Source organism: Streptomyces sp. Ru62 (genome assembly GCF_002920615.1).
Lineage (GTDB): Bacteria > Actinomycetota > Actinomycetes > Streptomycetales > Streptomycetaceae > Streptomyces.
Genome location: NZ_PQSU01000010.1, coordinates 153,016 through 175,460 on the forward strand (window position 1 = coordinate 153,016; position 22,445 = coordinate 175,460).

General features: G+C 71.1%; 17 protein-coding genes. 8 read left to right on the forward strand and 9 right to left on the reverse strand.

Translation table 11 applies throughout. The features are described from left to right. Positions 1-6: 6 nt before the first annotated feature. On the reverse strand, positions 7-1,002 hold the full coding sequence (gene corA, locus C3492_RS15665; RefSeq protein WP_181140383.1) for a magnesium/cobalt transporter CorA: 996 nt from the start codon (positions 1,000-1,002) through the stop codon (positions 7-9). 62 nt (positions 1,003-1,064) lie between these two features. On the opposite strand from corA, the gene C3492_RS15670 reads away from it, so the two are divergent. The 4 genes from C3492_RS15670 to mshC all read left to right on the forward strand — a co-directional run bounded on the left by C3492_RS15670 (position 1,065) and on the right by mshC (position 4,552). Then, complete coding sequence (locus tag C3492_RS15670) at positions 1,065-1,751, forward strand: histidine phosphatase family protein (RefSeq protein WP_103812374.1); 687 nt, start codon at positions 1,065-1,067, stop codon at positions 1,749-1,751. 99 nt (positions 1,752-1,850) lie between these two features. Continuing rightward, entirely contained in the window at positions 1,851-2,441 is a 591-nt protein-coding gene (locus tag C3492_RS15675; protein WP_103812375.1) for a DUF3090 domain-containing protein, read from the forward strand. Next, on the forward strand, positions 2,405-3,229 hold the full coding sequence (locus tag C3492_RS15680; RefSeq protein ID WP_181140384.1) for an SCO1664 family protein: 825 nt from the start codon (positions 2,405-2,407) through the stop codon (positions 3,227-3,229). The genes C3492_RS15675 and C3492_RS15680 overlap by 37 nt, the downstream gene beginning before the upstream one ends. Positions 3,230-3,322: 93 nt before the next feature. Then, the gene (gene mshC, locus C3492_RS15685) at positions 3,323-4,552 is read left to right on the forward strand and encodes a cysteine--1-D-myo-inosityl 2-amino-2-deoxy-alpha-D-glucopyranoside ligase (RefSeq protein ID WP_103812469.1); all 1,230 of its coding nucleotides are present in this window, start codon (positions 3,323-3,325) and stop codon (positions 4,550-4,552) included. Between the two features lie 158 nt (positions 4,553-4,710). On the opposite strand, the gene C3492_RS15690 is transcribed toward mshC, so the two are convergent. The 6 genes from C3492_RS15690 to C3492_RS15715 form a co-directional block, all read right to left on the reverse strand. Next, entirely contained in the window at positions 4,711-5,631 is a 921-nt protein-coding gene (locus C3492_RS15690) for a PAC2 family protein (RefSeq protein WP_103812377.1), read from the reverse strand. A 164-nt stretch (positions 5,632-5,795) separates the two neighbouring features. Next, positions 5,796-6,467 carry a FadR/GntR family transcriptional regulator gene (locus C3492_RS15695; protein WP_103812378.1) on the reverse strand — a complete coding sequence of 224 codons (672 nt, stop codon included), beginning with the start codon at positions 6,465-6,467 and terminating at the stop codon, positions 5,796-5,798. A gap of 161 nt (positions 6,468-6,628) precedes the next feature. Beyond that, complete coding sequence (locus C3492_RS15700) at positions 6,629-8,245, reverse strand: glycerol-3-phosphate dehydrogenase/oxidase (RefSeq protein WP_103812379.1); 1,617 nt, start codon at positions 8,243-8,245, stop codon at positions 6,629-6,631. A gap of 48 nt (positions 8,246-8,293) precedes the next feature. Then, a complete protein-coding gene (gene glpK / locus C3492_RS15705) occupies positions 8,294-9,832 on the reverse strand; it encodes a glycerol kinase GlpK (RefSeq protein ID WP_103812380.1) in 1,539 nt (512 codons plus the stop codon). A 91-nt stretch (positions 9,833-9,923) separates the two neighbouring features. Further along, positions 9,924-10,718, reverse strand: coding sequence for an MIP/aquaporin family protein (locus C3492_RS15710; protein WP_103812381.1), 795 nt, complete (start codon positions 10,716-10,718; stop codon positions 9,924-9,926). 360 nt (positions 10,719-11,078) lie between these two features. Beyond that, a complete protein-coding gene (locus C3492_RS15715; RefSeq protein ID WP_103812382.1) occupies positions 11,079-11,843 on the reverse strand; it encodes an IclR family transcriptional regulator in 765 nt (254 codons plus the stop codon). Positions 11,844-12,124: 281 nt separating this feature from the next. On the opposite strand from C3492_RS15715, the gene metH reads away from it, so the two are divergent. The 3 genes from metH (at position 12,125) to C3492_RS15730 (ending at position 18,540) form a co-directional block, all read left to right on the forward strand. Further along, entirely contained in the window at positions 12,125-15,637 is a 3,513-nt protein-coding gene (gene metH / locus C3492_RS15720) for a methionine synthase (protein WP_103812383.1), read from the forward strand. 163 nt (positions 15,638-15,800) lie between these two features. Continuing rightward, on the forward strand, positions 15,801-16,502 hold the full coding sequence (locus tag C3492_RS15725; protein WP_103812384.1) for an HAD family phosphatase: 702 nt from the start codon (positions 15,801-15,803) through the stop codon (positions 16,500-16,502). A 433-nt stretch (positions 16,503-16,935) separates the two neighbouring features. Next, positions 16,936-18,540 (forward strand): ABC transporter substrate-binding protein, encoded by a 1,605-nt coding sequence (locus C3492_RS15730; RefSeq protein WP_103812385.1) that lies wholly within the window; start codon positions 16,936-16,938, stop codon positions 18,538-18,540. A gap of 100 nt (positions 18,541-18,640) precedes the next feature. Here the strand turns inward: C3492_RS15730 and C3492_RS15735 are convergent, their stop codons facing one another. Both C3492_RS15735 and C3492_RS15740 read right to left on the reverse strand, forming a co-directional pair. Then, positions 18,641-19,312, reverse strand: coding sequence for a response regulator transcription factor (locus tag C3492_RS15735; protein ID WP_014671700.1), 672 nt, complete (start codon positions 19,310-19,312; stop codon positions 18,641-18,643). Between the two features lie 54 nt (positions 19,313-19,366). Next, complete coding sequence (locus tag C3492_RS15740; RefSeq protein ID WP_374938350.1) at positions 19,367-20,371, reverse strand: PD-(D/E)XK nuclease family protein; 1,005 nt, start codon at positions 20,369-20,371, stop codon at positions 19,367-19,369. A 179-nt stretch (positions 20,372-20,550) separates the two neighbouring features. On the opposite strand from C3492_RS15740, the gene C3492_RS15745 reads away from it, so the two are divergent. After that, positions 20,551-22,347, forward strand: coding sequence for a site-2 protease family protein (locus C3492_RS15745; protein ID WP_103812387.1), 1,797 nt, complete (start codon positions 20,551-20,553; stop codon positions 22,345-22,347). The last annotated feature ends 98 nt before the right edge of the window (positions 22,348-22,445 follow it).

Genomic DNA, 22,445 nt, shown 5'->3' on the forward strand with positions numbered 1-22,445 from the left:
CCGCGCTCACAGCCAGCCGCGCCGCTTGAACTGCCGGTACAGCAGCACCTCCAGCACGGCCATCACCAGGATCACCGCCGGATACGACCACAGCCAGTGCAGCTCGGGCATGTGGTCGAAGTTCATGCCGTAGATGCCCGCGATCATCGTGGGGACCGCGGCCATCGCCGCCCACGCGGAGATCTTCCGCATGTCGTCGTTCTGCCGCACGCTCATCTGCGCCAGGTGGGCGGAGAGGATGTCCGACACCAGCCGGTCCAGGGCCTCCACGGACTCGTTCACGCGCGTGAGGTGGTCGCCCACGTCCCGGAAGAACGGCCGCGCCTTGTCGTGCACGAAGGGCACCGTGCCGCCCATCGGGCCGTTGCCGGCCAGCCGGGCCAGCGGCAGCGCCAGCGGCCCGGTGGCCCGGCGGAACTCCAGGACCTGCCGCTTGAAGGTGTAGATCCGGGACGCGGTGTTGCGGGAACCGCCGGTCTCCGGCTGGAACACCTCCGCCTCCAGCTCGTCCAGGTCGGTCTGCAGCTCCGTCGCCACCTCCAGGTAGTGGTCGACGGTGGCGTCCGCGATGGCGTACAGCACGGCGGTGGGACCCTTGTCGAGCATCTCCGGCTCCTCCTCCAGCCGGTGCCGCACCGCCGCCAGCGGCGAACACTCGCCGTGCCGGACCGTCACCACGAAACAGTCGCCGATGAAGACCATCACCTCCCCGGCGGAGACCGCGTCGCTCTCGGGCTCGTACACGACCGGCTTCAGCACCATGAACAGCGAGTCGTCGTACACCTCCAGCTTGGGCCGCTGATGTGCCTTGAGGGCGTCCTCCACGGCCAGCGGATGCAGTCCGAACTCCTGGGTGACCAGGTCGAACTCCCGCTCGGACGGCTCGTGCAGCCCGATCCACACGAAGCCGCCGGCCGCCCGCGCCTCGGCGAGCGCGTCGGACAGGTCCTCCGGCCCCTCGGTGCGGTGCCCGTGCCGATATATGGCGCAGTCCACGATCACGCTGCGCATTCTCCCTTCGCCCAGCCGCCGGCGCACGCCTCCGTGCACCTACCCTGGTCCGCATGCCCACGCTGATCCTCGTCAGGCACGGACGTTCCACCGCCAACACCTCCGGTGTGCTCGCCGGGCGGACGCCCGGCGTCGCCCTGGACGAGCGCGGCGCCGCGCAGGCCGCCGCGCTGCCCGCACGGCTCGCCGGCCTGCCGCTCTCCGAGGTCGTCACCAGCCCGCTCCAGCGCTGCCAGGAGACCGTACGCCCCCTGTTGGAGGCCCGCCCCGGCCTGTCCGTCCACACCGAGGAGCGGATCGGGGAGTGCGACTACGGCGACTGGTCCGGCCGCAAGCTCGCCGAGCTGAAGGACGAGCCGCTGATGGAGGTCGTCCAGGCCCACCCGTCCGCCGCCGCCTTCCCCGGCGGGGAGTCCATGCGGGCCATGCAGACCCGGGCCGCGGAGGCCGTACGCGAGTGGAACGCGCGCGTGGAGCAAGAGCACGGCGCCGACGCCGTCTACCTGATGTGCTCCCACGGCGACATCATCAAGTCGCTCGTCGCCGACGCCCTCGGTCTTCACCTCGATCTCTTCCAGCGGATCTCCGTGGAACCCTGTTCCGTCACCGCCATCCGCTACACCCGCCTGCGGCCCTTCCTCGTCCGCCTCGGCGACACCGGGGACTTCGCTTCGCTCGCCCCGCGCGAGGAACCCGGTGAGGGCGACGCACCGGTCGGGGGTGGTGCGGGCGCACCGTGATCGTCGGCCGCAGTAGGGTGAAGCGACCCACCCCACCGCGTGTCCGCACGGCCCGCACCGCTGAAACGCTCGAAACCACGACATCAATGGAGACAGGACGTGTCCCGTCAGGTGTTCCTCTACGACCAGCCGGACCGCTTCGTGGCCGGCACGGTCGGACTGCCCGGGCGCCGTACGTTCTTCCTCCAGGCCACCGCAGGCCCCCGGGTGACCAGCGTGGTCCTGGAGAAGACCCAGGTCGCCGCGCTCGCCGAGCGCATGGACGAACTGCTCGACGAGGTCGTACGCCGTAGTGGCGGCAGCGCCGCGGTCCCCGCCGTGGCCCCCTCCGAGATCGCCGACACCGCGCCGCTGGAGACCCCCATCGAGGAGGAGTTCCGCGTCGGCACCATGGCCCTGGCCTGGGACGGCGAGGAACAGCGCATGATCGTCGAGGCGCAGGCCCTCGTGGAGCTGGAGGCCGACACCGAGGAGGACCTGGCCGAGGCCGAGGAGCGGTTGCTCCAGGACGAGGAGAACGGGCCCCCGATGCTGCGGGTCCGGCTGACCGGCGCGCAGGCCAGGGCCTTCGCCAAGCGCGCCCTCGACATCGTCAACGCCGGGCGGCCACCGTGCCCGCTGTGCAGCCTCCCGCTCGATCCGGAAGGACATGTATGTCCGCGCCAGAACGGATACCGCCGCGGAGCGTGACGGCCGATCCCGACCCCGCCGAGCTGCTCGCGCGGGGTGAGCTGACCGTGCGCGGCCGGATCCGCGAGGCGTCCAACGCGGCGCTGTTCTGCACGGTCGCCCTTGACGGCCGGGAAGCCTCCTGCGTGTACAAGCCGGTGGCCGGGGAGCGCCCCCTGTGGGACTTCCCCGACGGCACCCTCGCGGGCCGCGAGGTGGCCGCCTACGAGGTCTCCGAGGCCACCGGCTGGGGGCTCGTGCCGCCCACCGTGCTGCGCGACGGGCCGTACGGCGAGGGCATGTGCCAGCTGTGGATCGACGTCCACCCCGAGGCGGAGCTGCTCGCCCTGGTCGACGGCGAGGAGCCGGAGCCGGGCTGGAAGGCGATCGGCTTCGCCGAGGTCGGCGAGGACCGCACCGCCCTGCTGGTGCACGCCGACGACGCGCGGCTGCGCCGGCTCGCCGTCCTGGACGCGGTGATCAACAACGCCGACCGCAAGGGCGGCCATCTGCTGCCCACCGCCGAGGGCCGGCTGTACGGCATCGACCACGGCGTCACCTTCAACGTCGAGAACAAGCTGCGCACCCTGCTGTGGGGCTGGGCCGGGGAACCCCTCACCCCGGAGGCCGTCGACGTCCTCAAGGGGCTGCGGGACGGCCTGGAGGGCGAGCTGGGCCGGCGGCTGGCCGCGCTGATCACGGCGGCCGAGATCGACGCCACACGCGCGCGTGTCGACGGGTTGCTCACCTCGGGCCTGCATCCGGAGCCGAGCGGGGAGTGGCCCGCCATCCCCTGGCCGCCCGTGTAAGCACATCCGGCGCCGAGGCACAAGAACGCGGAACCGGCCATCCAGCCCGATCCCGTTCGTATCCGCAGCTCGGCGCCGGTTAGGCTCATGTACATGCATGCCTGGCCCGCTTCCGAGGTCCCCGCCCTGCCTGGTCAGGGCCGCGACCTGAGGATCCACGACACCGCGACCGGCGGCCTGGTCACCCTCGACCCCGGTCCCGTCGCCCGTATCTACGTCTGCGGCATCACGCCGTACGACGCGACCCACATGGGTCACGCGGCGACCTACAACGCGTTCGACCTGGTTCAGCGCGTGTGGCTCGACACCAAGCGGCAGGTCCACTACGTCCAGAACGTCACCGACGTCGACGATCCCCTGCTGGAGCGTGCGGACCGGGACGGCGTCGACTGGGTCGCCCTCGCGGAGAAGGAGACCGCCCTCTTCCGCGAGGACATGACCGCCCTGCGGATGCTCCCGCCGCGGCACTACATAGGCGCCGTCGAGGCGATACCCGGCATCGTCCCGCTCGTGGAGCGGCTGCGCGACCTCGGCGCGGCCTACGAGCTGGAGGGCGACATCTACTTCTCCGTCGAGTCCGACCCGAACTTCGGCAAGGTCTCGAACCTGGACGCCGCCGCCATGCGGCTGCTGTCCGCCGAGCGCGGCGGCGACCCGGACCGCCCGGGCAAGAAGAACCCGGTCGACCCGCTGCTGTGGATGGCGGCCCGGCCCGGCGAGCCCAGCTGGGACGGCGGCTCCCTCGGCCGGGGCCGGCCCGGCTGGCACATCGAGTGCGTGGCCATCGCCCTCGACCACCTCGGCATGGGCTTCGACGTCCAGGGCGGCGGCTCCGACCTCGCCTTCCCGCACCACGAGATGGGCGCCTCGCACGCCCAGGTGCTCACCGGCGAGTTCCCCATGGCCAAGGCGTACGTGCACGCCGGCATGGTCGCCCTGGACGGCGAGAAGATGTCGAAGTCCAAGGGCAACCTGGTCTTCGTCTCCGCGCTGCGCCGTGACGGCGTCGACCCCGCCGCCATCCGCCTCGCGCTCCTCGCCCACCACTACCGCGCCGACTGGGAGTGGACCGACCAGGTCCTCCAGGACGCCGTCGCCCGCCTCGCCCGCTGGCGCGCGGCCGTCTCCCGCCCCGACGGCCCCTCCGCCGACGCGCTGGTGGAGGAGATCCGCGAGGCCCTGGCGAACGACCTGGACGCCCCCACCGCCCTGACCGCGGTGGACCGCTGGGCGGCCCAGCAGGAGCAGGAGGGCGGCACGGACACAGGTGCGCCGGGCGTGGTCACGCGTGCCGTGGACGCGCTGCTGGGAGTGGCTCTCTAAGCACCGCCAGGGGCGCGGAGAACTGCGCGACCAGCCACGAGGGCTGCCAGTCGCTCGACGGCCTGCCGCGGCAGCCCGCAGCGCGCCGGCACCACACGGAAAGGGGCGGTTCCCGACACGGGAACCGCCCCTTTCCGTACCCTCGGGTTTCCGCGGCCTCAGTCCTCCGGGCCGTCCTCGTCCTCGTCCTTGGGCACGCCCCCGGCCGCCGGAGGCCTCGGCTTCCCGCCCGGAGGGCCCACGTCCCGGCGCCGCAGGTACCGCTCGAACTCACGGGCGATCGCCTCGCCGGACGCCTCCGGCAGCTCCGCGGTGTCCCGGGCCTCCTCCAGCGTCTGCACGTACTCGGCGACCTCGCTGTCCTCGGCGGCGAGCTGGTCCACGCCCACCTGCCAGGCCCGCGCGTCCTCGGGCAGCTCGCCCTGCGGGATGCGCAGGTCGAGCAGGTCCTCCAGGCGGTTGAGCAGCGCCAGCGTCGCCTTCGGGTTGGGCGGCTGGGAGACGTAGTGCGGTACGGCCGCCCACAGCGAGACCGCCGGGACGCCCGCGTGCGTGCACGCCTCCTGCAGGACGCCGACGATGCCCGTCGGCCCCTCGTACTTGGTCTCCTCCAGGTCCATCCGGCGGGCCAGGTCCGGGTCGGACGTGACCCCGCTGACCGGCACCGGACGCGTGTGCGGGGTGTCCCCGAGCAGGGCGCCCAGGATGACCACCAGCTCCACGCCCAGCTCGTGCGCGAAGCCCAGCAGCTCGTTGCAGAACGAACGCCAGCGCATGGACGGTTCGATGCCCCGGACCAGCACCAGGTCGCGCGGCTTGTCGCCGCCGACGCGGACCACCGACAACCTCGTCGTCGGCCACGTGATCTTGCGCACACCGCCGTCCATGAACACCGTGGGGCGGTTCACCTGGAAGTCGTAGTAGTCCTCGGCGTCCAGCGCCGCGAAGACCTCGCCCTTCCATTCGCGTTCCAGATGCGCGACCGCCGTGGAGGCGGCGTCGCCGGCATCGTTCCAGCCCTCGAACGCGGCCACCATGACTGGGTCGATCAGCTCGGGAACCCCCTCCAGCTCGATCACCCAGTGCCTCCTTCCGACGTGCCCTCGCTTGACTCACCAACCTTACGGCGTCCGGCGGGGGCGCCCGCAGCCCCCTTGCGTGGGGGAGTGAACGGATCACTGCCCCGTTCACCACCGCGGAACACGCGCGAGCAGCCAACTCGCAGAGCCGGCCGCACGGAGGCTCACAGCGTGGACCGCAGCCACTGCTCCACGCTCGCGATGTGCACGGTCGCCCAGGAGCGCGCCGCCTCCGCGTCCCGGTCGCGCAGCGCCCCCAGGATCGCCCGGTGCTCGCGCAGGGTGCGGCCGACGGCGTCCTCCTGGGTGAGCCCCCGCCAGATCCGGGCCCGCGTGGTGGGCCCCGACAGCCCGTCCAGCAGCGAGCACAGCACCGAGTTCCCGGCGCTCTGCACGATGCTCCGGTGGAACTCCAGGTCGGCCGCGACGAGCTGCTCCACCGACGGTTCCGCGCCCAGCGCGTCCAACTGGGCCTCCAGCGCGTCCAGTTGCCCGGGGTCGATCCGGGGGGCCGCCAGTGCGGTCGCGGCCGGCTCCAGGATGCGGCGCACGGCCAGGAACTCCAGCACCGTGTCGTCGCGGTGGAAGTCCACGACGAAGCTCATCGCCTCCAGCAGGAGCTGAGGGTCGAGGCTGGTGACATAGGTGCCGTCGCCCTGCCGTACGTCGAGGATGCGGATCAGCGACAGGGCGCGTACGGCCTCCCGCAGGGAGTTGCGGGACAGGCCCAGCTCGGCGGCCAGCTCGCTCTCCTTCGGCAGCCGGTCGCCCGGGCGCAGCGCACCGGAGACGATCATGCCCTTGATCTTCTCGATCGCCTCGTCGGTGACTGCCACGGCCGGCCTCCTGTCGCCCCAGACATCGGATGTCAGCACATTATGCGGCGGCGCTGCCGGGCCGTGGAGCGCGTTCCGGCGCACGGGAAGCGGGAGGGGCGGCCCCGTCGGCGTGGGGCCGCCCCTCAGCTGTCCTGCACCGCGTGTTGCGCGCCCGCTCGCTACTTCTTGTCCAGCAGGTCCTGGACCTTGGCGCGGACCTCGTCCGTGGCCAGGCCCCGGATGGTCAGCGTGGTGCGGCGGCGCAGCACGTCGTCCGGCGTCTCGGCCCACTCGTGGTCACGGGCCCAGACGACCTGCGCCCAGATCTCCGGTGCGTCGGGGTGGACGCGCTCGGCCAGCTCCGGGTTCTCGTTCGCCAGGCGGGCGATGTCGAAGGCCAGGGAGCCGTAGTGGGTGGCCAGGTGCCTGGCGGTGTCGGCGGCCATGCGCGGACCCGGGGCCGGGCCGTCGACCAGCAGCCGGTGGGCGACCGCGCGCGGGTTGGCGACACCGGGCAGCGGCAGCTTCTTCGGCAGCGAGGAGATCGGCTCGAAGTCGTCGCCGAGCGGGTGCCCCGGCAGCGCCTCCAGCTTCTTCATGATCGTCCGGCCGATGTGGCGGAACGTCGTCCACTTGCCGCCCGCGACGGACAGCATGCCGCCCCTGCCCTCGGTCACCACGGTCTCGCGCTTGGCCTTGGCGGTGTCGCCGGGGCCGCCCGGCAGCACCCGCAGACCGGCGAACGCGTAGGTGATGAGGTCGCGCTGGAGCTGCTGGTCCCGGACGGAGAACGCGGCCTCGTCCAGGATCTGGGCTATGTCCTTGTCGTTGACCGAGACATCCGCCGGGTCGCCCTCGTACTCCTCGTCGGTGGTGCCGAGCAGGAGCATGTCCTCCCAGGGAAGGGCGAAGGTGATGCGGTACTTGTCGATGGGGGTCGCGAGCGCGGCCTTCCACGGGGACGTCCGCTTCAGCACCAGGTGCGCGCCCTTGGACAGCCGGATGGACGGCGCCGCGTTCGGGTCCTCCATCCGGCGCAGGTGGTCGACCCAGGGGCCGGTCGCGTTCAGCACCAGGCGGGCGTTGACGCCGAACTCCTCGCCGGACAGCCGGTCCCTGAGGTCGGCGCCGGTGACCCGGCCCCTGGTGAAGCGCAGCCCGGTGACCTCGGCGTGGTTCAGGACCACCGCGCCCGCCTCGACGGCCGCGCGGACCGTCATCAGCGCCATGCGGGCGTCGTTCATCTGGTCGTCGCCGTAGACGGCCACGGCCTTGAGGTTCTCGGTGCGCAGCTCGGGCACGTCCTGCGCCGCCTTGGCGGGGGAGAGCAGGTGGCCGACGCCGTCACCGAACGCGGAGAGCGCGGAGTAGGCGAAGACACCCGCGCCGAGCTTCGCCGCGCCGTGCGGTCCGCCCTTGTACACGGGGAGGTAGAAGGTGAGCGGGTTCGCCAGGTGGGGGGCCACCTGGCGGGAGACCGCACGGCGCTCGAAGTGGTTCTCCGCCACCAGCTTCACCGCGCCGGTCTGCAGGTAGCGCAGACCGCCGTGGAGCAGCTTGGAGGAGGCGGAGGAGGTGGCGCCGGCGAAGTCGCCGGCGTCGACCAGCGCCACCCTGAGGCCGGACTGCGCGGCGTGCCAGGCGGTGGAGATGCCCAGGATGCCGCCGCCGATCACAAGAAGGTCGTACGACGCCTTGGCGAGCTGCTCCCTGGTCTCGGCCCGGCTCGGGTTGGAGCCGGAGGCCGGGTGCGTCCCCAGGGCAGGCACGGACTGCAGGGTGGACTGACTGGTCATGTCGGGTACTTACTCCTCGTCAGAGATGTCTGAGCCGTCTTGCGCCGCTCAGCTCTCGTCCTCGATCCAGCCCATGGTCCGCTCGACGGCCTTGAGCCAGTTCTTGTACTCACGGTCGCGGGTCTCCGCGTCCATCTGGGGGGTCCATTCGGCGGCCCGGCGCCAGTTGGCGCGCAGTTCGTCGGTGCTGGACCAGAAGCCGACGGCGAGGCCGGCGGCGTAGGCGGCGCCGAGGCAGGTGGTCTCGGCGACCATCGGGCGCACCACGGGTGCGTCCAGGACGTCGGCGAGGGTCTGCATCAGCAGGTTGTTGGAGGTCATGCCGCCGTCGACCTTCAGGGCCACCAGCTCGTCGCCGGAGTCCTTGACCATGGCGTCGGCGATCTCCCGGGTCTGCCAGGCGGTCGCCTCCAGGACCGCGCGGGCGAGGTGCGCCTTGGTGACGTACCGGGTCAGGCCGGCGATCACACCGCGGGCGTCGGAGCGCCAGTGCGGGGCGAACAGGCCGGAGAAGGCCGGTACGAAGTAGGCGCCGCCGTTGTCCTCGACCGACAGCGCGAGCGTCTCGATCTCGGCCGCGGTGGAGATCAGGCCCATCTGGTCGCGCATCCACTGCACCAGCGAGCCGGTGACGGCGATCGAGCCCTCCAGGGCGTAGACCGTCGGCTGGTCGCCGATCTTGTAGCCGACGGTGGTCAGCAGACCGGCGTACGAGTTGATGATCTTGCTGCCGGTGTTCATCACCATGAAGGTGCCGGTGCCGTAGGTCGACTTGGTCTCGCCCTCGGAGAAGCAGGTCTGGCCGAACAGGGCCGCCTGCTGGTCGCCGAGCGCGGAGGCGACCGGGATCCCGCCGAGCAGCTCGCCGAGCTTGCCGCCCGTGATCTCGCCGTAGACCTCGGCGGAGGAGCGGATCTCGGGCAGGATCTGCTCCGGCACGCCGATGGACTCGCAGATCTTCTCGTCCCACTGCATCGTGTGCAGGTTCATGAGGAGGGTGCGGGAGGCGTTGGTGACGTCGGTGACGTGCTTGCCGCCGTTGACACCGCCGGTCAGGTTCCAGATGACCCAGGTGTCCATGGTGCCGAAGAGGATGTCACCGGCCTCGGCGCGCTCCTTCAGGCCCTCGACGTTGTCGAGCAGCCAGCGGGCCTTGGGCCCGGCGAAGTAGGAGGCCAGCGGCAGGCCCGTCTCGCGGCGGAAGCGGTCCTGGCCGACGTTGCGGCCGAGCTCCTTGCAGAGCGCGTCGGTGCGGGTGTCCTGCCAGACGATGGCGTTGTGGACGGGCTCACCGGTGTTCTTGTCCCACAGCACGGTGGTCTCGCGCTGGTTGGTGATGCCGATGGCCTTGATGTCGTCCCGGGTGATGCCGGCCTTGGCGATGGCCCCGGCGACGACTTCCTGGACGTTGGTCCAGATCTCGTTGGCGTTGTGCTCGACCCAGCCCGGCTTCGGGAAGATCTGCTCGTGCTCCTTCTGGTCGACGGAGACGATGCGGCCGTCCCGGTCGAAGACGATGCAGCGCGAGGAGGTCGTGCCCTGGTCGATCGCCGCGATGAAGGGGCCTGCGGTGTGGGCGTCGGTCACTGTGTGCTCCTGAAAGATCCGTGGTGATGGGGCTGTACGTACGGCGCGTGCTCGAAGACTCGGTGCTTCGTCAGGCTTCTCAAGAGGCTTCTCAAGCAAAGGCGACGTTGTAGATGCCTGCAGCGATGGCGCCGCCGATCAGCGGACCGACCACCGGGATCCAGGCGTAGCTCCAGTCGGAACCGCCCTTGTTGGGCAGCGGCAGGAGGGCGTGCACGATGCGCGGGCCGAGGTCGCGGGCCGGGTTGATCGCGTAGCCCGTCGGGCCGCCGAGCGACAGACCGATCGACACCACCACGAGCGCGGTGATCAGACCGCCCAGGATGCCGAGGCCGTTGCCCTTGTCGTTCAGGCCCTGGGTGAGGACCGCGAGGATCAGCACGACCGTGCCGATGATCTCAGTGGCGAGGTTCTGCACCACGTTCCGGATCTCCGGACCGGTGGAGAAGATGCCGAGGACCGGGCCGGCGGCCTGCTCCTCGGCCTCGACCGCCTTGGCCGCCGTGGCCTGCGCGCCCGGACCGCCGACGATCTCCTTGTCGGTCAGGTGCGCGTAGAACTGGCCGTAGTAGGTGACCCACACCAGAGCCGCGCCGATCATCGCGCCGAGCAGCTGGCCGGCGAAGTAGGTCGGAACGTTGCTCCAGTCGCCGTCCTTGATGGCGAGGGCGACGGTGACGGCCGGGTTGAGGTGGGCGCCGGACAGCGGTCCGGAGATGTACACGGCCGTCATGACGGCGAAGCCCCACCCGAAGGCGATGGCGAGCCAACCGGCGTTACGGGCCTTGGAGGCCTTCAGCGTCACGGCGGCGCAGACACCGCCGCCGAGCAGGATGAGTATGGCGGTACCGATGGTCTCGCCGATGAAGATGTCGGAGCTGGACACCCGCGACTCCTTTGTCCTTCGTCCAGGGGTAAGCCGAACCCCGGTCCCAGCGGGGGTTCTGGCGCCCTCGGGGGTGAGAGCGATGCCGGCCCTTGGCGTTGTCACACTCTAGCGCGTATTGCCGGAAGGTGTTCGACAATGCCGACCGATGGACGGGAGTCTTGCTTCGGCGTTACACGTGAGTCAAGAGTTCTGTTATCGAAAACAGGATCGTTATTGATCGCTGCGCGTTATCAACGTTCGTGCACGGACGTACGATCTGGCCGTTTTTGCCGATTTCAGGGTAGATCGACGACCGGAACGCCGCCTGGCGTCCCGGTCGTCCCGGTTCTTGCGTTCGTTCCCCGCTCGTCCCTGCGGTCAGAACCGCCCGGCGCCCAGATCGCGGGAGACCGCGCGGGCACAGTCGCGCACCGCGGCGATCAGCTCCGGGCGCAGCTCGCCCTCCCGGCATAGCCGCTCCACGGCGCCGGTGATGCCGACCGCGCCCACGGGCATCCGGCGCCGGTCGTGGATGGGCGCGGCGATCGACGCCACGCCCTCCCAGGTCTCCTCCACGTCGGCCGCGTACCCACGCGCGCGCGTGACGTCGAGGAGGTGCTCGAAGTCGCCGGGGTCGCACACCGTGCGGTCCGTGAACGCCTTCCGCTCGGTGTCCAGCGCCTCGCTGTGCGCGACCGGGTCGTAGGCGGAGAGCACCTTGCCCAGGGCCGTGGAGTGCAGCGGCTGCATGGCCCCGATCTCCAGCACCTGCCGGCTGTCGTCGGGCCGGAAGACGTGGTGCACGATCAGGACGCCCTGCTGGTGCAGGACGCCCAGGTACACGCTCTCCCCGCTGGACCTGGCCAGGTCGTCGGTCCACACCAGCGCCCGCGCGCGCAGTTCGTGCACGTCGAGATAGGTCGTGCCGAGGCGCAGCAGCTCCGCGCCCAGCTGGTAGCGCCCGGAGGCGTCGTCCTGCTCCACGAACCCCTCCTGCTGGAGGGTGCGCAGGATGCCGTGGGCGGTGCCCTTGGCGAGGCCCAGTGACGAGGCGATGTCCGAGAGGCCGAGCCGCCGCTCGCCGCCCGCGAGCAGCCGCAGCATCGCCGCCGCCCGTTCGAGCGACTGGATGTTCCGTGCCATCGCCGTCCTGCCTCCGTCCCGTTCGACTGCCGTGGCGCTGTTTGAAAATCACCGTTCGGCAATGTCGAACACTACCGGTCCATGCCGACCTCCCGCTAACGGTCGGACGGCACCTGTTACATCACACGTGATCTGTGCGTGGCACGCGGGCCACCGGCGTCCGCCTCGTGGACGCCGCTGCCCATCCAAGCCGACTCCCGGTTACTCTGACGCCGTGCGGCAACCCGGCCGGGCCGGGCAGCCGCATAGCCGACAGCCGTCGCACTCCAGGGAGCCCTTACATGGCCTCGTCGCCAACGTCCCCTTCCGCCGACAGCCGGACCCGTGCGTCCGCGCTCCGCGAGGCACTCGCCACCCGTGTGGTGGTCGCCGACGGAGCCATGGGCACGATGCTCCAGGCCCAGGAACCCACCCTCGAGGACTTCCAGAACCTCGAAGGCTGCAACGAGATCCTCAACCTCACCCGCCCCGACATCGTCCGCTCCGTCCACGAGGCGTACTTCGCCGTGGGCGTCGACTGCGTCGAGACCAACACCTTCGGGGCCAACCACGCGGCCATGGCGGAGTACGACATCGCCGACCGTGTCCACGAACTCTCCGAGGCCGGCGCCCGTATCGCCCGGGAGACCGCGGACGAGTTCTCGGCGCGCGACGGCCGGCCCCGCTGGGTCCTCGGCTCCATCGGACCCGGCACCAAGCTGCCCACCCTCGGCCACATCGGGTTCACCACCATCCGGGACGGCTTCCAGGCGAACGCCGAGGGCCTGCTCACCGGCGGCGCCGACGCCCTGATCGTCGAGACCACCCAGGACCTGCTCCAGACCAAGGCGTCCGTCCTCGGCGCCCGGCGCGCCATGGAGCGCCTCGGCACCGAGGTCCCGCTGCTCTGCTCGATGGCCTTCGAGACCACCGGCACCATGCTGCTCGGCTCCGAGATCGGCGCCGCGCTCACCGCGCTGGAGCCGCTCGGCATCGACATGATCGGCCTGAACTGCTCGACCGGCCCGGCCGAGATGAGCGAGCACCTGCGCTACCTCACCCGGCACTCCCGCATCCCGCTGCTGTGCATGCCGAACGCCGGGCTGCCCATCCTCACCAAGGACGGTGCCCACTTCCCGCTCGACCCCGAGGGTCTGGCGGACGCCCAGGAGAACTTCGTACGCGACTACGGCCTCTCCCTCATCGGCGGCTGCTGCGGCACCACCCCCGAGCACCTGCGCCAGGTCGTGGAGCGGGTGCGGGACCTCACCCCGCCCGAGCGCGACCCGCGTCCCGAGCCGGGCGCCGCCTCCCTCTACCAGTCGGTCCCGTTCCGCCAGGACACCTCCTACCTGGCCATCGGCGAGCGCACCAACGCCAACGGCTCCAAGAAGTTCCGCGAGGCCATGCTGGAGGGCCGCTGGGACGACTGTGTGGAGATGGCCCGGGAGCAGATCCGCGAGGGCGCGCACCTGCTCGACCTGTGCGTGGACTACGTCGGCCGGGACGGCGTCGCCGACATGGAGGAACTGGCCGGCCGCTTCGCCACCGCCTCCACCCTGCCGATCGTCCTGGACTCCACCGAGGTCGACGTCATCAGGGCCGGCCTGGAGAAGCTGGGCGGCCGCGCGGTGATCAACTCCGTGAACTACGAGGACGGCGACGGTCCCGACTCCCGGTTCGCGAAGGTCACCCGGCTGGCGCGGGAGCACGGCGCCGCACTGATCGCGCTCACCATCGACGAGGAGGGCCAGGCCCGCACCCCGGAGAAGAAGGTCGAGATCGCCGAACGGCTGATCGCCGACCTGACCGGGAACTGGGGCATCCGTGAGGAGGACATCCTCATCGACACCCTGACCTTCACCATCTGCACCGGTCAGGAGGAGTCCCGCAAGGACGGAGTCGCCACCATCGAGGCGATCCGCGAGCTGAAGCGGCGCCACCCGGCGGTGCAGACCACGCTGGGCCTGTCGAACATCTCCTTCGGCCTCAACCCGGCCGCCCGCATCCTGCTGAACTCCGTCTTCCTGGACGAGTGCGTCAAGGCCGGCCTGGACTCGGCGATCGTGCACGCCTCCAAGATCCTGCCGATCGCCCGGTTCAGCGAGGAAGAGGTCCGCACCGCCCTCGACCTCATCCACGACCGCCGTAGCGAGGGCTACGACCCCCTCCAGAAGCTCATGCAGCTCTTCGAGGGCGCCACGGCGAAGTCCCTGAAGGCCGGCAAGGCCGAGGAACTGGCCGCGCTGCCCTTGGAGGAGCGGCTCAAGCGGCGCATCATCGACGGCGAGCGCAACGGCCTGGAGGCCGACCTGGACCAGGCGCTCCAGGACCGCCCGGCGCTCGACATCGTCAACGAGACCCTGCTCGACGGCATGAAGGTCGTCGGCGAGCTGTTCGGCTCCGGCCAGATGCAGCTGCCCTTCGTCCTCCAGTCCGCCGAGGTCATGAAGGCAGCCGTCGCCTACCTCGAACCGCACATGGAGAAGTCGGACGCCGAGGGCAAGGGCACGATCGTGCTCGCCACCGTCCGCGGCGACGTGCACGACATCGGCAAGAACCTCGTCGACATCATCCTGTCCAACAACGGTTACAACGTCGTCAACCTGGGCATCAAGCAGCCGGTCTCCGCGATCCTGGAGGCGGCCGAGGAACACCGGGCCGACGTCATCGGCATGTCCGGGCTCCTGGTGAAGTCCACGGTGATCATGAAGGAGAACCTGGAGGAGCTGAACCAGCGCGGCCTCGCCGCCCGCTTCCCGGTCATCCTCGGCGGCGCCGCCCTCACCCGGGCCTATGTCGAACAGGACCTGCACGAGATCTACGAGGGCGAGGTCCGCTACGCCCGCGACGCCTTCGAGGGCCTGCGCCTCATGGACGCCCTCATCGGCGTCAAGCGGGGCGTGCCCGGCGCGAAGCTGCCCGAGCTGAGGCAGCGCCGGGTGCGGGCCGCCGCCGTGGAGATCGAGGAGCGCCCGGAGGAGGGCCACGTCCGCTCCGACGTCGCCACCGACAACCCGATCCCCGAGCCGCCGTTCTGGGGCACTCGGGTCGTCAAGGGCATCCAGCTCAAGGAGTACGCCAGCTGGCTGGACGAGGGCGCCCTGTTCAAGGGCCAGTGGGGCCTGAAGCAGGCCCGCAGCGGCGAGGGCCCGACGTACGAGGAACTGGTCGAGACCGAGGGCCGGCCCCGGCTGCGCGGCCTGCTCGACCGGCTCCAGACCGAGAACCTCCTGGAAGCGGCCGTCGTCCACGGCTACTTCCCCTGTGTGTCCAAGGACGACGACCTGATCATCCTGGACGAACAGGGCAACGAGCGCACCCGCTTCACCTTCCCGCGCCAGCGCCGCGGCCGACGCCTGTGCCTGGCCGACTTCTTCCGCCCGGAGGAGTCGGGCGAGACGGACGTCGTCGGCCTCCAGGTCGTCACCGTCGGCTCGCGCATCGGCGCCGAGACGGCGAAGCTCTTCGAGGCCAACGCCTACCGCGACTACCTCGAACTGCACGGCCTGTCCGTCCAGTTGGCCGAGGCCCTCGCCGAGTACTGGCACGCCCGCGTGCGCGCCGAACTCGGCTTCGGCGGCGAGGACCCGGCCGCCATCGAGGACATGTTCGACCTGAAGTACCGGGGCGCCCGCTTCTCCCTCGGCTACGGCGCCTGCCCCGACCTGGAGGACCGCGCCAAGATCGCGGAACTGCTCAGGCCGGAGCGGATCGGCGTCCACCTGTCCGAGGAGTTCCAGCTCCACCCCGAGCAGTCCACGGACGCGATCGTGATCCACCACCCGGAGGCGAAGTACTTCAACGCACGGTGACGGGTGTCCCACCCCGCACGCCCGGACGGGTGTCCCACCCGCACCCGGTGAGGCGTGTCTCACCCAGCAGACTGATCGGACAAGTCGTACACTGGTCGGTCCACTGCAGGCCGGTTCCCCGCCCGGGAACCGGCCTGGTCGTCCCTCAAGGAGGTGCGCCCGGATGACCAGTACGGTCCCCGCGCTCGGAACCCGTACGGCCGAAGGCTCCGCCCTGCAGGCGGTGCTGCTCGACATGGACGGCACCCTGGTGGACACAGAGGGCTTCTGGTGGGACGTCGAGGTCGAGGTCTTCGCCGCCCTCGGCCACACGCTGGACGAGTCCTGGCGGCACGTCGTGGTCGGCGGCCCCATGACCCGCAGCGCCGGCTTCCTCATCGAGGCGACCGGCGCCGACATCACCCTCGCGGAGCTCAGCGTGCTGCTCAACGAGGGCTTCGAGGACCGGATCGGCCGCACGCTGCCGCTGATGCCGGGCGCCTCCCGGCTGCTCGCCGAACTGCACCTGCACGGCGTCCCCACGGCCCTGGTCTCCGCCTCCCACCGGCGCATCATCGACCGTGTGCTCACCATCCTCGGGCCGCACCACTTCGCCCTCTCCATCGCCGGCGACGAGGTCTCCCGCACCAAGCCCTTCCCGGACCCGTATCTGCTCGCCGCCGCCGGACTCGGTGCGGATCCGGCCAGATGCGCGGTCGTCGAGGACACCGCCACCGGCGTCGCCGCCGCCGAGGCCGCGGGCTGCCGGGTGGTCGCCGTCCCCTCCGTGGCCCCCATCGGCCCGGCCGAGGGACGCACCGTCGTCTCCTCCCTGGAAGAGGTCGACCTGGCATTTCTGCGGGGTCTGATGACGGAAATGCGCTAGCCGTTCACCCAGCGTGCCAACTCCATTGGCGGCGCTGGACATATTTCCGGGGAAGTACACCCGCGGAGAATTCACCGGGAGCGGCGCGGCCGAATTCCGCTGACTGGCCGCACAGTTGGGTATGTGACGTTCCTCACACCCAAGGGCCTCGACAACGATGGCCGAGTGTGCTGTCCGGGCCTGTTGGTGGTGATTCCGTGCGCCCTTGTGTCCCGATTGATGGGAAGCTGCACTGATCGTGTCGGTGCCGGGGTTTTCGGTGTGTCCGCGACCGGTTCCGCTGTGTGATGGATAGTGACTTACGCCGCTGCGAACCCGGCTGCGGGTGCGGACTAATCTCATCGCGAGAACACCGCCGAGAACCCCCGTGATCCGCCGCGTCACCCCTGCATGCCGGATACACGGACCCGAACAGCTCTGGAGAAACTCCCGCATGAACCGCAAGACTTTGGTGCTGCCGGCGGTGGCCGGCCTGCTCACCCCGGTTCTCGCCGCGTGCGGCGGATCCGACAGCGGGAGCAAGAGCGGGGACGCCATCGTCGTCGGTACCACGGACCAGTTCACGGCCACCAAGGAAGCCCCCGCGCCCCTCGACCCGGCCTTCGCCTACGACGTCGGCACCTGGAACATCCTGCGCCAGTCCGTGCAGACCCTGATGGCCCAGCCCAAGGGCGAGGGCGATCCCGTCCCGGACGCCGCCGAGAGCTGCTCCTTCACCGACAGCGGCAGCGAGCGCTACGCCTGCAAGCTGCGGGAGGGCCTGAAGTTCGCGAACGGCGACCCGGTGACCGCCCAGGACGTCAAGTACTCCATCGAGCGTGCGCTGCGCATCAACGTCGCCGGCGGTCCGGCCGCCCTGCTGAACACCATCGACACCGTCGAGACACAGGGCGACCGCGAGGTCATCTTCCACCTCAAGACGGCCGACGCCACCTTCCCGTTCAAGCTGTCCACCCCGGTCGCGGGCATCGTCAGCCCGAAGGACTACCCGAAGGACAAGCTGCGGGACGGCTTCGAGGTCGACGGCTCCGGCCCGTACACCTTCAAGGCCGACGTCAAGGACAACGCGATCGTCGACGCGACCTTCACCAAGAACCCCAACTACAAGGGCAGCGTGACGGTCAACAACGACAAGGTCGAGCTGCGCTCCTTCGCCGACGCCGACGCCATGGGCGCCGCGGTCGACAAGGGCGACATCGACGTCATGACCCGCACCATGTCGCCCGCGCAGATCCAGAAGCTGGACGCCGGCACCGACGAGAACGTCGACCTGGTCGACATGCCCGGCCTGGAGATCCGCTACCTGGCCTTCAACACCGACGCCTCCAGCGTCAAGTCCAAGGCCGTGCGCCAGGCCATGGCCCAGCTCATCAACCGCGGCGAGCTGGTCTCCAAGGTCTACGGCACCCAGGCCGAGCCGCTGTACTCGCTGGTCCCGGCCACCGTCACCGGCCACTCCAACTCGTTCTTCAACAAGTACGGCAACCCCAGCGTCGACAAGGCCAAGTCGCTGCTCACCAAGGCCGGCGTCACCACGCCGGTGAAGCTGACCCTGCACTACACCACCGACCACTACGGCTCGGCCACCAAGCAGGAGTTCGAGGTGCTGCAGAAGCAGCTCAACGACAGCGGCCTGTTCGACGCCTCCATCCAGGGCCACCCCTGGAAGACCTTCCGGCCCGCCGAGCAGAAGGGCAAGTACGACGTCTACGGCATGGGCTGGTTCCCCGACTTCCCGGACGCCGACAACTTCATCGCGCCCTTCCTCGACAAGGACAACACCCTCGGCTCGCCGTACAACAACGGCACCATCCAGCGCACGCTGATCCCGCAGTCCCGCCGCGAGGCCGACCGGCTCAGCGCCTCCAAGAGCCTGACCGAGATTCAGGACATGGTCGCCGACGACGTCCCGATCATTCCGCTGTGGCAGGGCAAGCAGTACGTCGCCGCCCGGGACGACGTCACGGGCGTGGCCTACGCCCTCAACTCCTCCTCGACGCTCCAGCTCTGGGAGCTCGGCCGCGGTGTGAGCGGCTGACGGTTCTCCGCGCGACGCGGCAAGGGCTGACGCCGGTACGGCAAAGGGCGCCCTCCCCCGGCGGGGGAGGGCGCTTCGCCGTCGTACCGTCTTCCCCGTCCTACTGCGCGCCGGGGCGCACCAGACCGCTCTCGTACGCGTACACCGCGGCCTGCACCCGGTCCCTGAGCCCCAGTTTGGTGAGCACATGACCCACATGCGTCTTCACGGTCGTCTCGCTGACGAACAGATCGGCCGCGATCTCGGCGTTGGACAGTCCGCGCGCCACCAGCTTCAGGACCTCGACCTCGCGGTCGGTGAGCGTGTGCAGGGTGTCCGGCACCGGCTCCTCGCCGGACGGCAGATGCGTGGCGTACTTGTCGAGCAGCCGCCGGGTGATGCTCGGCGCGAGCATGGCCTCGCCGGCCGCGACCACCCGGATCGCCTGCACCAGCTCGTTGGCGGGCGCGTCCTTGAGCAGGAAGCCGCTGGCCCCGGCGCGCAGCGCCTCCACCACGTACTCGTCCAGGTCGAACGTGGTCAGCACCAGCACCTTGGCCGGGCCGTCCCGGCCGGGCCCGGTGATCTGCCGGGTGGCCTCCACGCCGTCCATCCGCGGCATCCGGATGTCCATCAGCACGACATCCGGCTGCAGGGCGCGCACCTGGTCGAGGGCCTGGAGACCGTCACCGGCCTCGCCGACGACCGCGATGTCCTGCTCGGCCTCCAGGATCATCCGGAAACCGGTACGCAGCAGGGGCTGGTCGTCGACCAGTAGGACGCGGATGGCCACGTGACACTCCTTCGCTAGTCCGGCCCCATTCTGCCCTGCCGGCGTTTTCCGGGCTCACACGGTCCCGGGCCCGGGCGCCGTGACCGGCAGCGGGTAGGGCGGGGGAGTGCCGCCGAACTCCGGGCAGTGCGCCTGGTGGTCGCACCAGCCGCACAGCTTGGTGGGCCGCGGCCGCCAGTTCCCGCTCTGTGTGGCCTGCTTGATGGCCTCCCACAGCGCGTGCAGCTTGCGTTCCACCCGCTCCAGGTCGGCGAGGACCGGGTCGTACGTCAACACGTCCCCGCTGCCCAGGTAGACGAGCTGGAGCCGGCGCGGGACGACCCGCTTCAGCCGCCACACCACCAGGGCGTAGAACTTCATCTGGAACAGCGCGCCCTCGGCGTACTCGGGGCGCGGGGCCTTGCCCGTCTTGTAGTCGACGATCCGCACCTCGCCGGTCGGCGCCACGTCCACCCGGTCGATGATCCCGCGCAGCCGCAGCCCCGACTCCAGCTCGGCCTCCACGAACAGCTCCCGCTCGGCCGGCTCCAGCCGCGTCGGGTCCTCCAGCGTGAACCAGCGCTCCACGAGCCGCTCGGCCTCGGCGAGCCATCCGGCCAGCCGCTCCCCCTCGGGGTCGTCGGCGAACAGCTCGGTCACCTCCGGGCGGCTCTCGCGCAGCCGGTCCCACTGCCCCGGGATCAGCGCCTTGGCGCGGGGCGCGGTCCGCTCCCCGGCGGGCGCGTCGAACAGCCGCTCCAGCACGGCGTGCACCAGCGTGCCCCGCGTCGCCGCCTCGCTCGGCTTCTCCGGCAGCCGGTCGATCACCCGGAACCGGTACAGCAACGGGCACTGCATGAAGTCACTGGCCCGGGAGGGCGACAAGGAGGTCGGCGCGATGGCGCTCCGCTCCTCGCCCGCACCGGCCGGGGGCGGGACCGGGGCCGTCTGCGGCGCCGCTTCCCCCACCGGTTCCGTGGCCGCGGGCATCGCGGGCTCCGGCGTCCGGGGTGGGGTGGCCGGGGGCGTCCGCACGGCGTCGCCCGGCTGCGCCGCCGCCTCGTCGATGCTGCTGTCCATGTCCACAGACCTTACGGCCCACCACTGACAGTGACCCAGTCGCCGCACGCGTCCACCGCGCGTCCCCGGGGCGAACACGGGGGGTGCCGGGGCGGAACGTGCCACCACGGCCGCATACCATCGACAGGAGACCCTTCCGTCCGGCAGGTGCGGAAGGACGCTTCGAACGAGGGGACACCGTGGACGTGAGCGGCGGGAGCGGGCAGCCGCGGTCCGGCAACGACGAGCCGGCCGAGCACTCCGCTGACCCTACGGCCCCGGCGACCGGACCCACCGACCCCCCGGGCCCGGAGCCCGGACCCCCGCGCCCCGCCGACCGAGCCGGCCACGGCACCGAGGAGCCGGCACCGGCGCCCACCGGACGCCCCGGCCCCGCCGACCGGCCGACGGAAGAGGCCACGGCGAGCAGCCCCGGTACGGACGGTGCCGGTGGCGCTGACAGCACCGGCGGTAACGGCGGGGCGGGCGGCCGAAACAGTACGGACGACCGTACGAGCGGCAGCACCACCGACACGGCCGCGGCCCCCACGTCTGACGCGGCCCGCACGCCCGACGCGGACAGGGCGCGGGAAGCGGACAGTGCCCCCGGTCCGGACGGCGCTCCCGGTGCCCACACCCCGGCCGAGCCGGACCACCGGACCCCGGACCACCGGACCCCGGACCACCGGACCCCGGACCACCGGACCCCGGACCACCGGGCCCCGGACGACACCCCCCGGCCCGACACCGCCCCGGCCGCCACGCACCACACTGCCGCCCCCGAGCACCGTTCCCTCGCCCACTCCGGCATCGCCAAGGGCGAGCCGCCCGAGCCGCGGCCCAAGGAACCCGGCGGCGGCATTCTCATGGGCCGCCCCTTCGGCGTCCCCGTCTACGTCGCGCCGAGCTGGTTCCTCGTCGCCGCGCTGATCACCTGGGTCTTCGGCGGACAGCTCGACCGCGTGCTGCCCGAGCTGGGCGCCGCCCGCTACCTGGTCTCCCTCTTCTTCGCGGTCGCCTTCTACGCCTCCGTACTGGTCCACGAGCTGGCCCACACGGTCGCCGCGATCCGCTTCAAGCTCCCGGTCCGCCGCATCCAGCTCCAGTTCTTCGGCGGCGTCTCGGAGATCGAGAAGGAGGCCGAGACCCCGGGCCGGGAGTTCGTGCTGGCCTTCGTCGGCCCGCTGCTCTCCCTCGCCCTGGCCGGCCTGTTCTACCTCGCCATGAGGCCCGTGGAGCCCGGCACCGTACCCGGTGTCCTGCTGGCCGGGCTGATGGTCTCCAACCTCATCGTGGCGATCTTCAACCTCCTTCCCGGCCTCCCGCTCGACGGCGGCCGCATGCTCCGCGCCGTCGTGTGGAAGATCAGCGGCAAGCCGATGACCGGCACGGTCGCGGCCGCCTGGGTCGGCCGCGCGCTCGCCGTCTCCGTCCTGATCGGCCTGCCCCTGCTCAACCAGTCCGGCGCCCTCGGCGGCAGCGGCGAGGACGTGGGCGGCATGGACACCGTCACCGACGCCCTGCTCGCCGCCATCCTCGCCGCGATCATCTGGACCGGCGCCGGCAACAGCCTGCGCATGGCCCGGCTGCGCGAACACCTCCCCGAGCTGCGCGCCCGCACCCTCACCCGGCGGGCCGTGCCGGTGGAGAACGACACCCCGCTCTCCGAGGCACTGCGCCGGGCCAACGCCGCCGGGGCCCGCGCACTGGTCGTGGTCGACGCCGACGGGAACCCGCTCTCGCTGGTCCGCGAGGCCGCCATCGTCGGCGTGCCCGAGCACCGCCGCCCCTGGGTCGCCGTCAGCGGCCTCGCCCAGGAGCTGACCGACGGCATGCGGGTCTCCGCCGAGCTGGCCGGCGAAGAACTGCTGGACGTGCTGCGCGCCACCCCGGCCACCGAGTACCTGGTGGTGGAGGAGACCGGCGAGATCTACGGCGTCCTGTCCGCCGCCGACGTGGAACGGGCCTTCGTCAGGGCCATGGCAAGGCCGACCTGACAGGGTCCGGAGCCGGGGCGCCCGGCGCGGGCCGCGGGGAACCGCGCGCCCGGCCCGCACCAGCGGTACGCACGCTCGCACCGCCCCTCCGCCGGTCA

Coding starts and splice junctions, on each gene's coding strand:
- C3492_RS15740 (WP_374938350.1), bottom strand. CDS start 20,371: ATGGACAGCAGCATCGACGAGGCGGCGGCGCAGCCGGGCGACGCCGTG.
- C3492_RS15680 (WP_181140384.1), top strand. CDS start 2,405: ATGTCCGCGCCAGAACGGATACCGCCGCGGAGCGTGACGGCCGATCCC.
- C3492_RS15700 (WP_103812379.1), bottom strand. CDS start 8,245: ATGACCAGTCAGTCCACCCTGCAGTCCGTGCCTGCCCTGGGGACGCAC.
- metH (WP_103812383.1), top strand. CDS start 12,125: ATGGCCTCGTCGCCAACGTCCCCTTCCGCCGACAGCCGGACCCGTGCG.
- C3492_RS15730 (WP_103812385.1), top strand. CDS start 16,936: ATGAACCGCAAGACTTTGGTGCTGCCGGCGGTGGCCGGCCTGCTCACC.
- mshC (WP_103812469.1), top strand. CDS start 3,323: ATGCATGCCTGGCCCGCTTCCGAGGTCCCCGCCCTGCCTGGTCAGGGC.
- C3492_RS15670 (WP_103812374.1), top strand. CDS start 1,065: ATGCCCACGCTGATCCTCGTCAGGCACGGACGTTCCACCGCCAACACC.
- C3492_RS15725 (WP_103812384.1), top strand. CDS start 15,801: ATGACCAGTACGGTCCCCGCGCTCGGAACCCGTACGGCCGAAGGCTCC.
- C3492_RS15715 (WP_103812382.1), bottom strand. CDS start 11,843: ATGGCACGGAACATCCAGTCGCTCGAACGGGCGGCGGCGATGCTGCGG.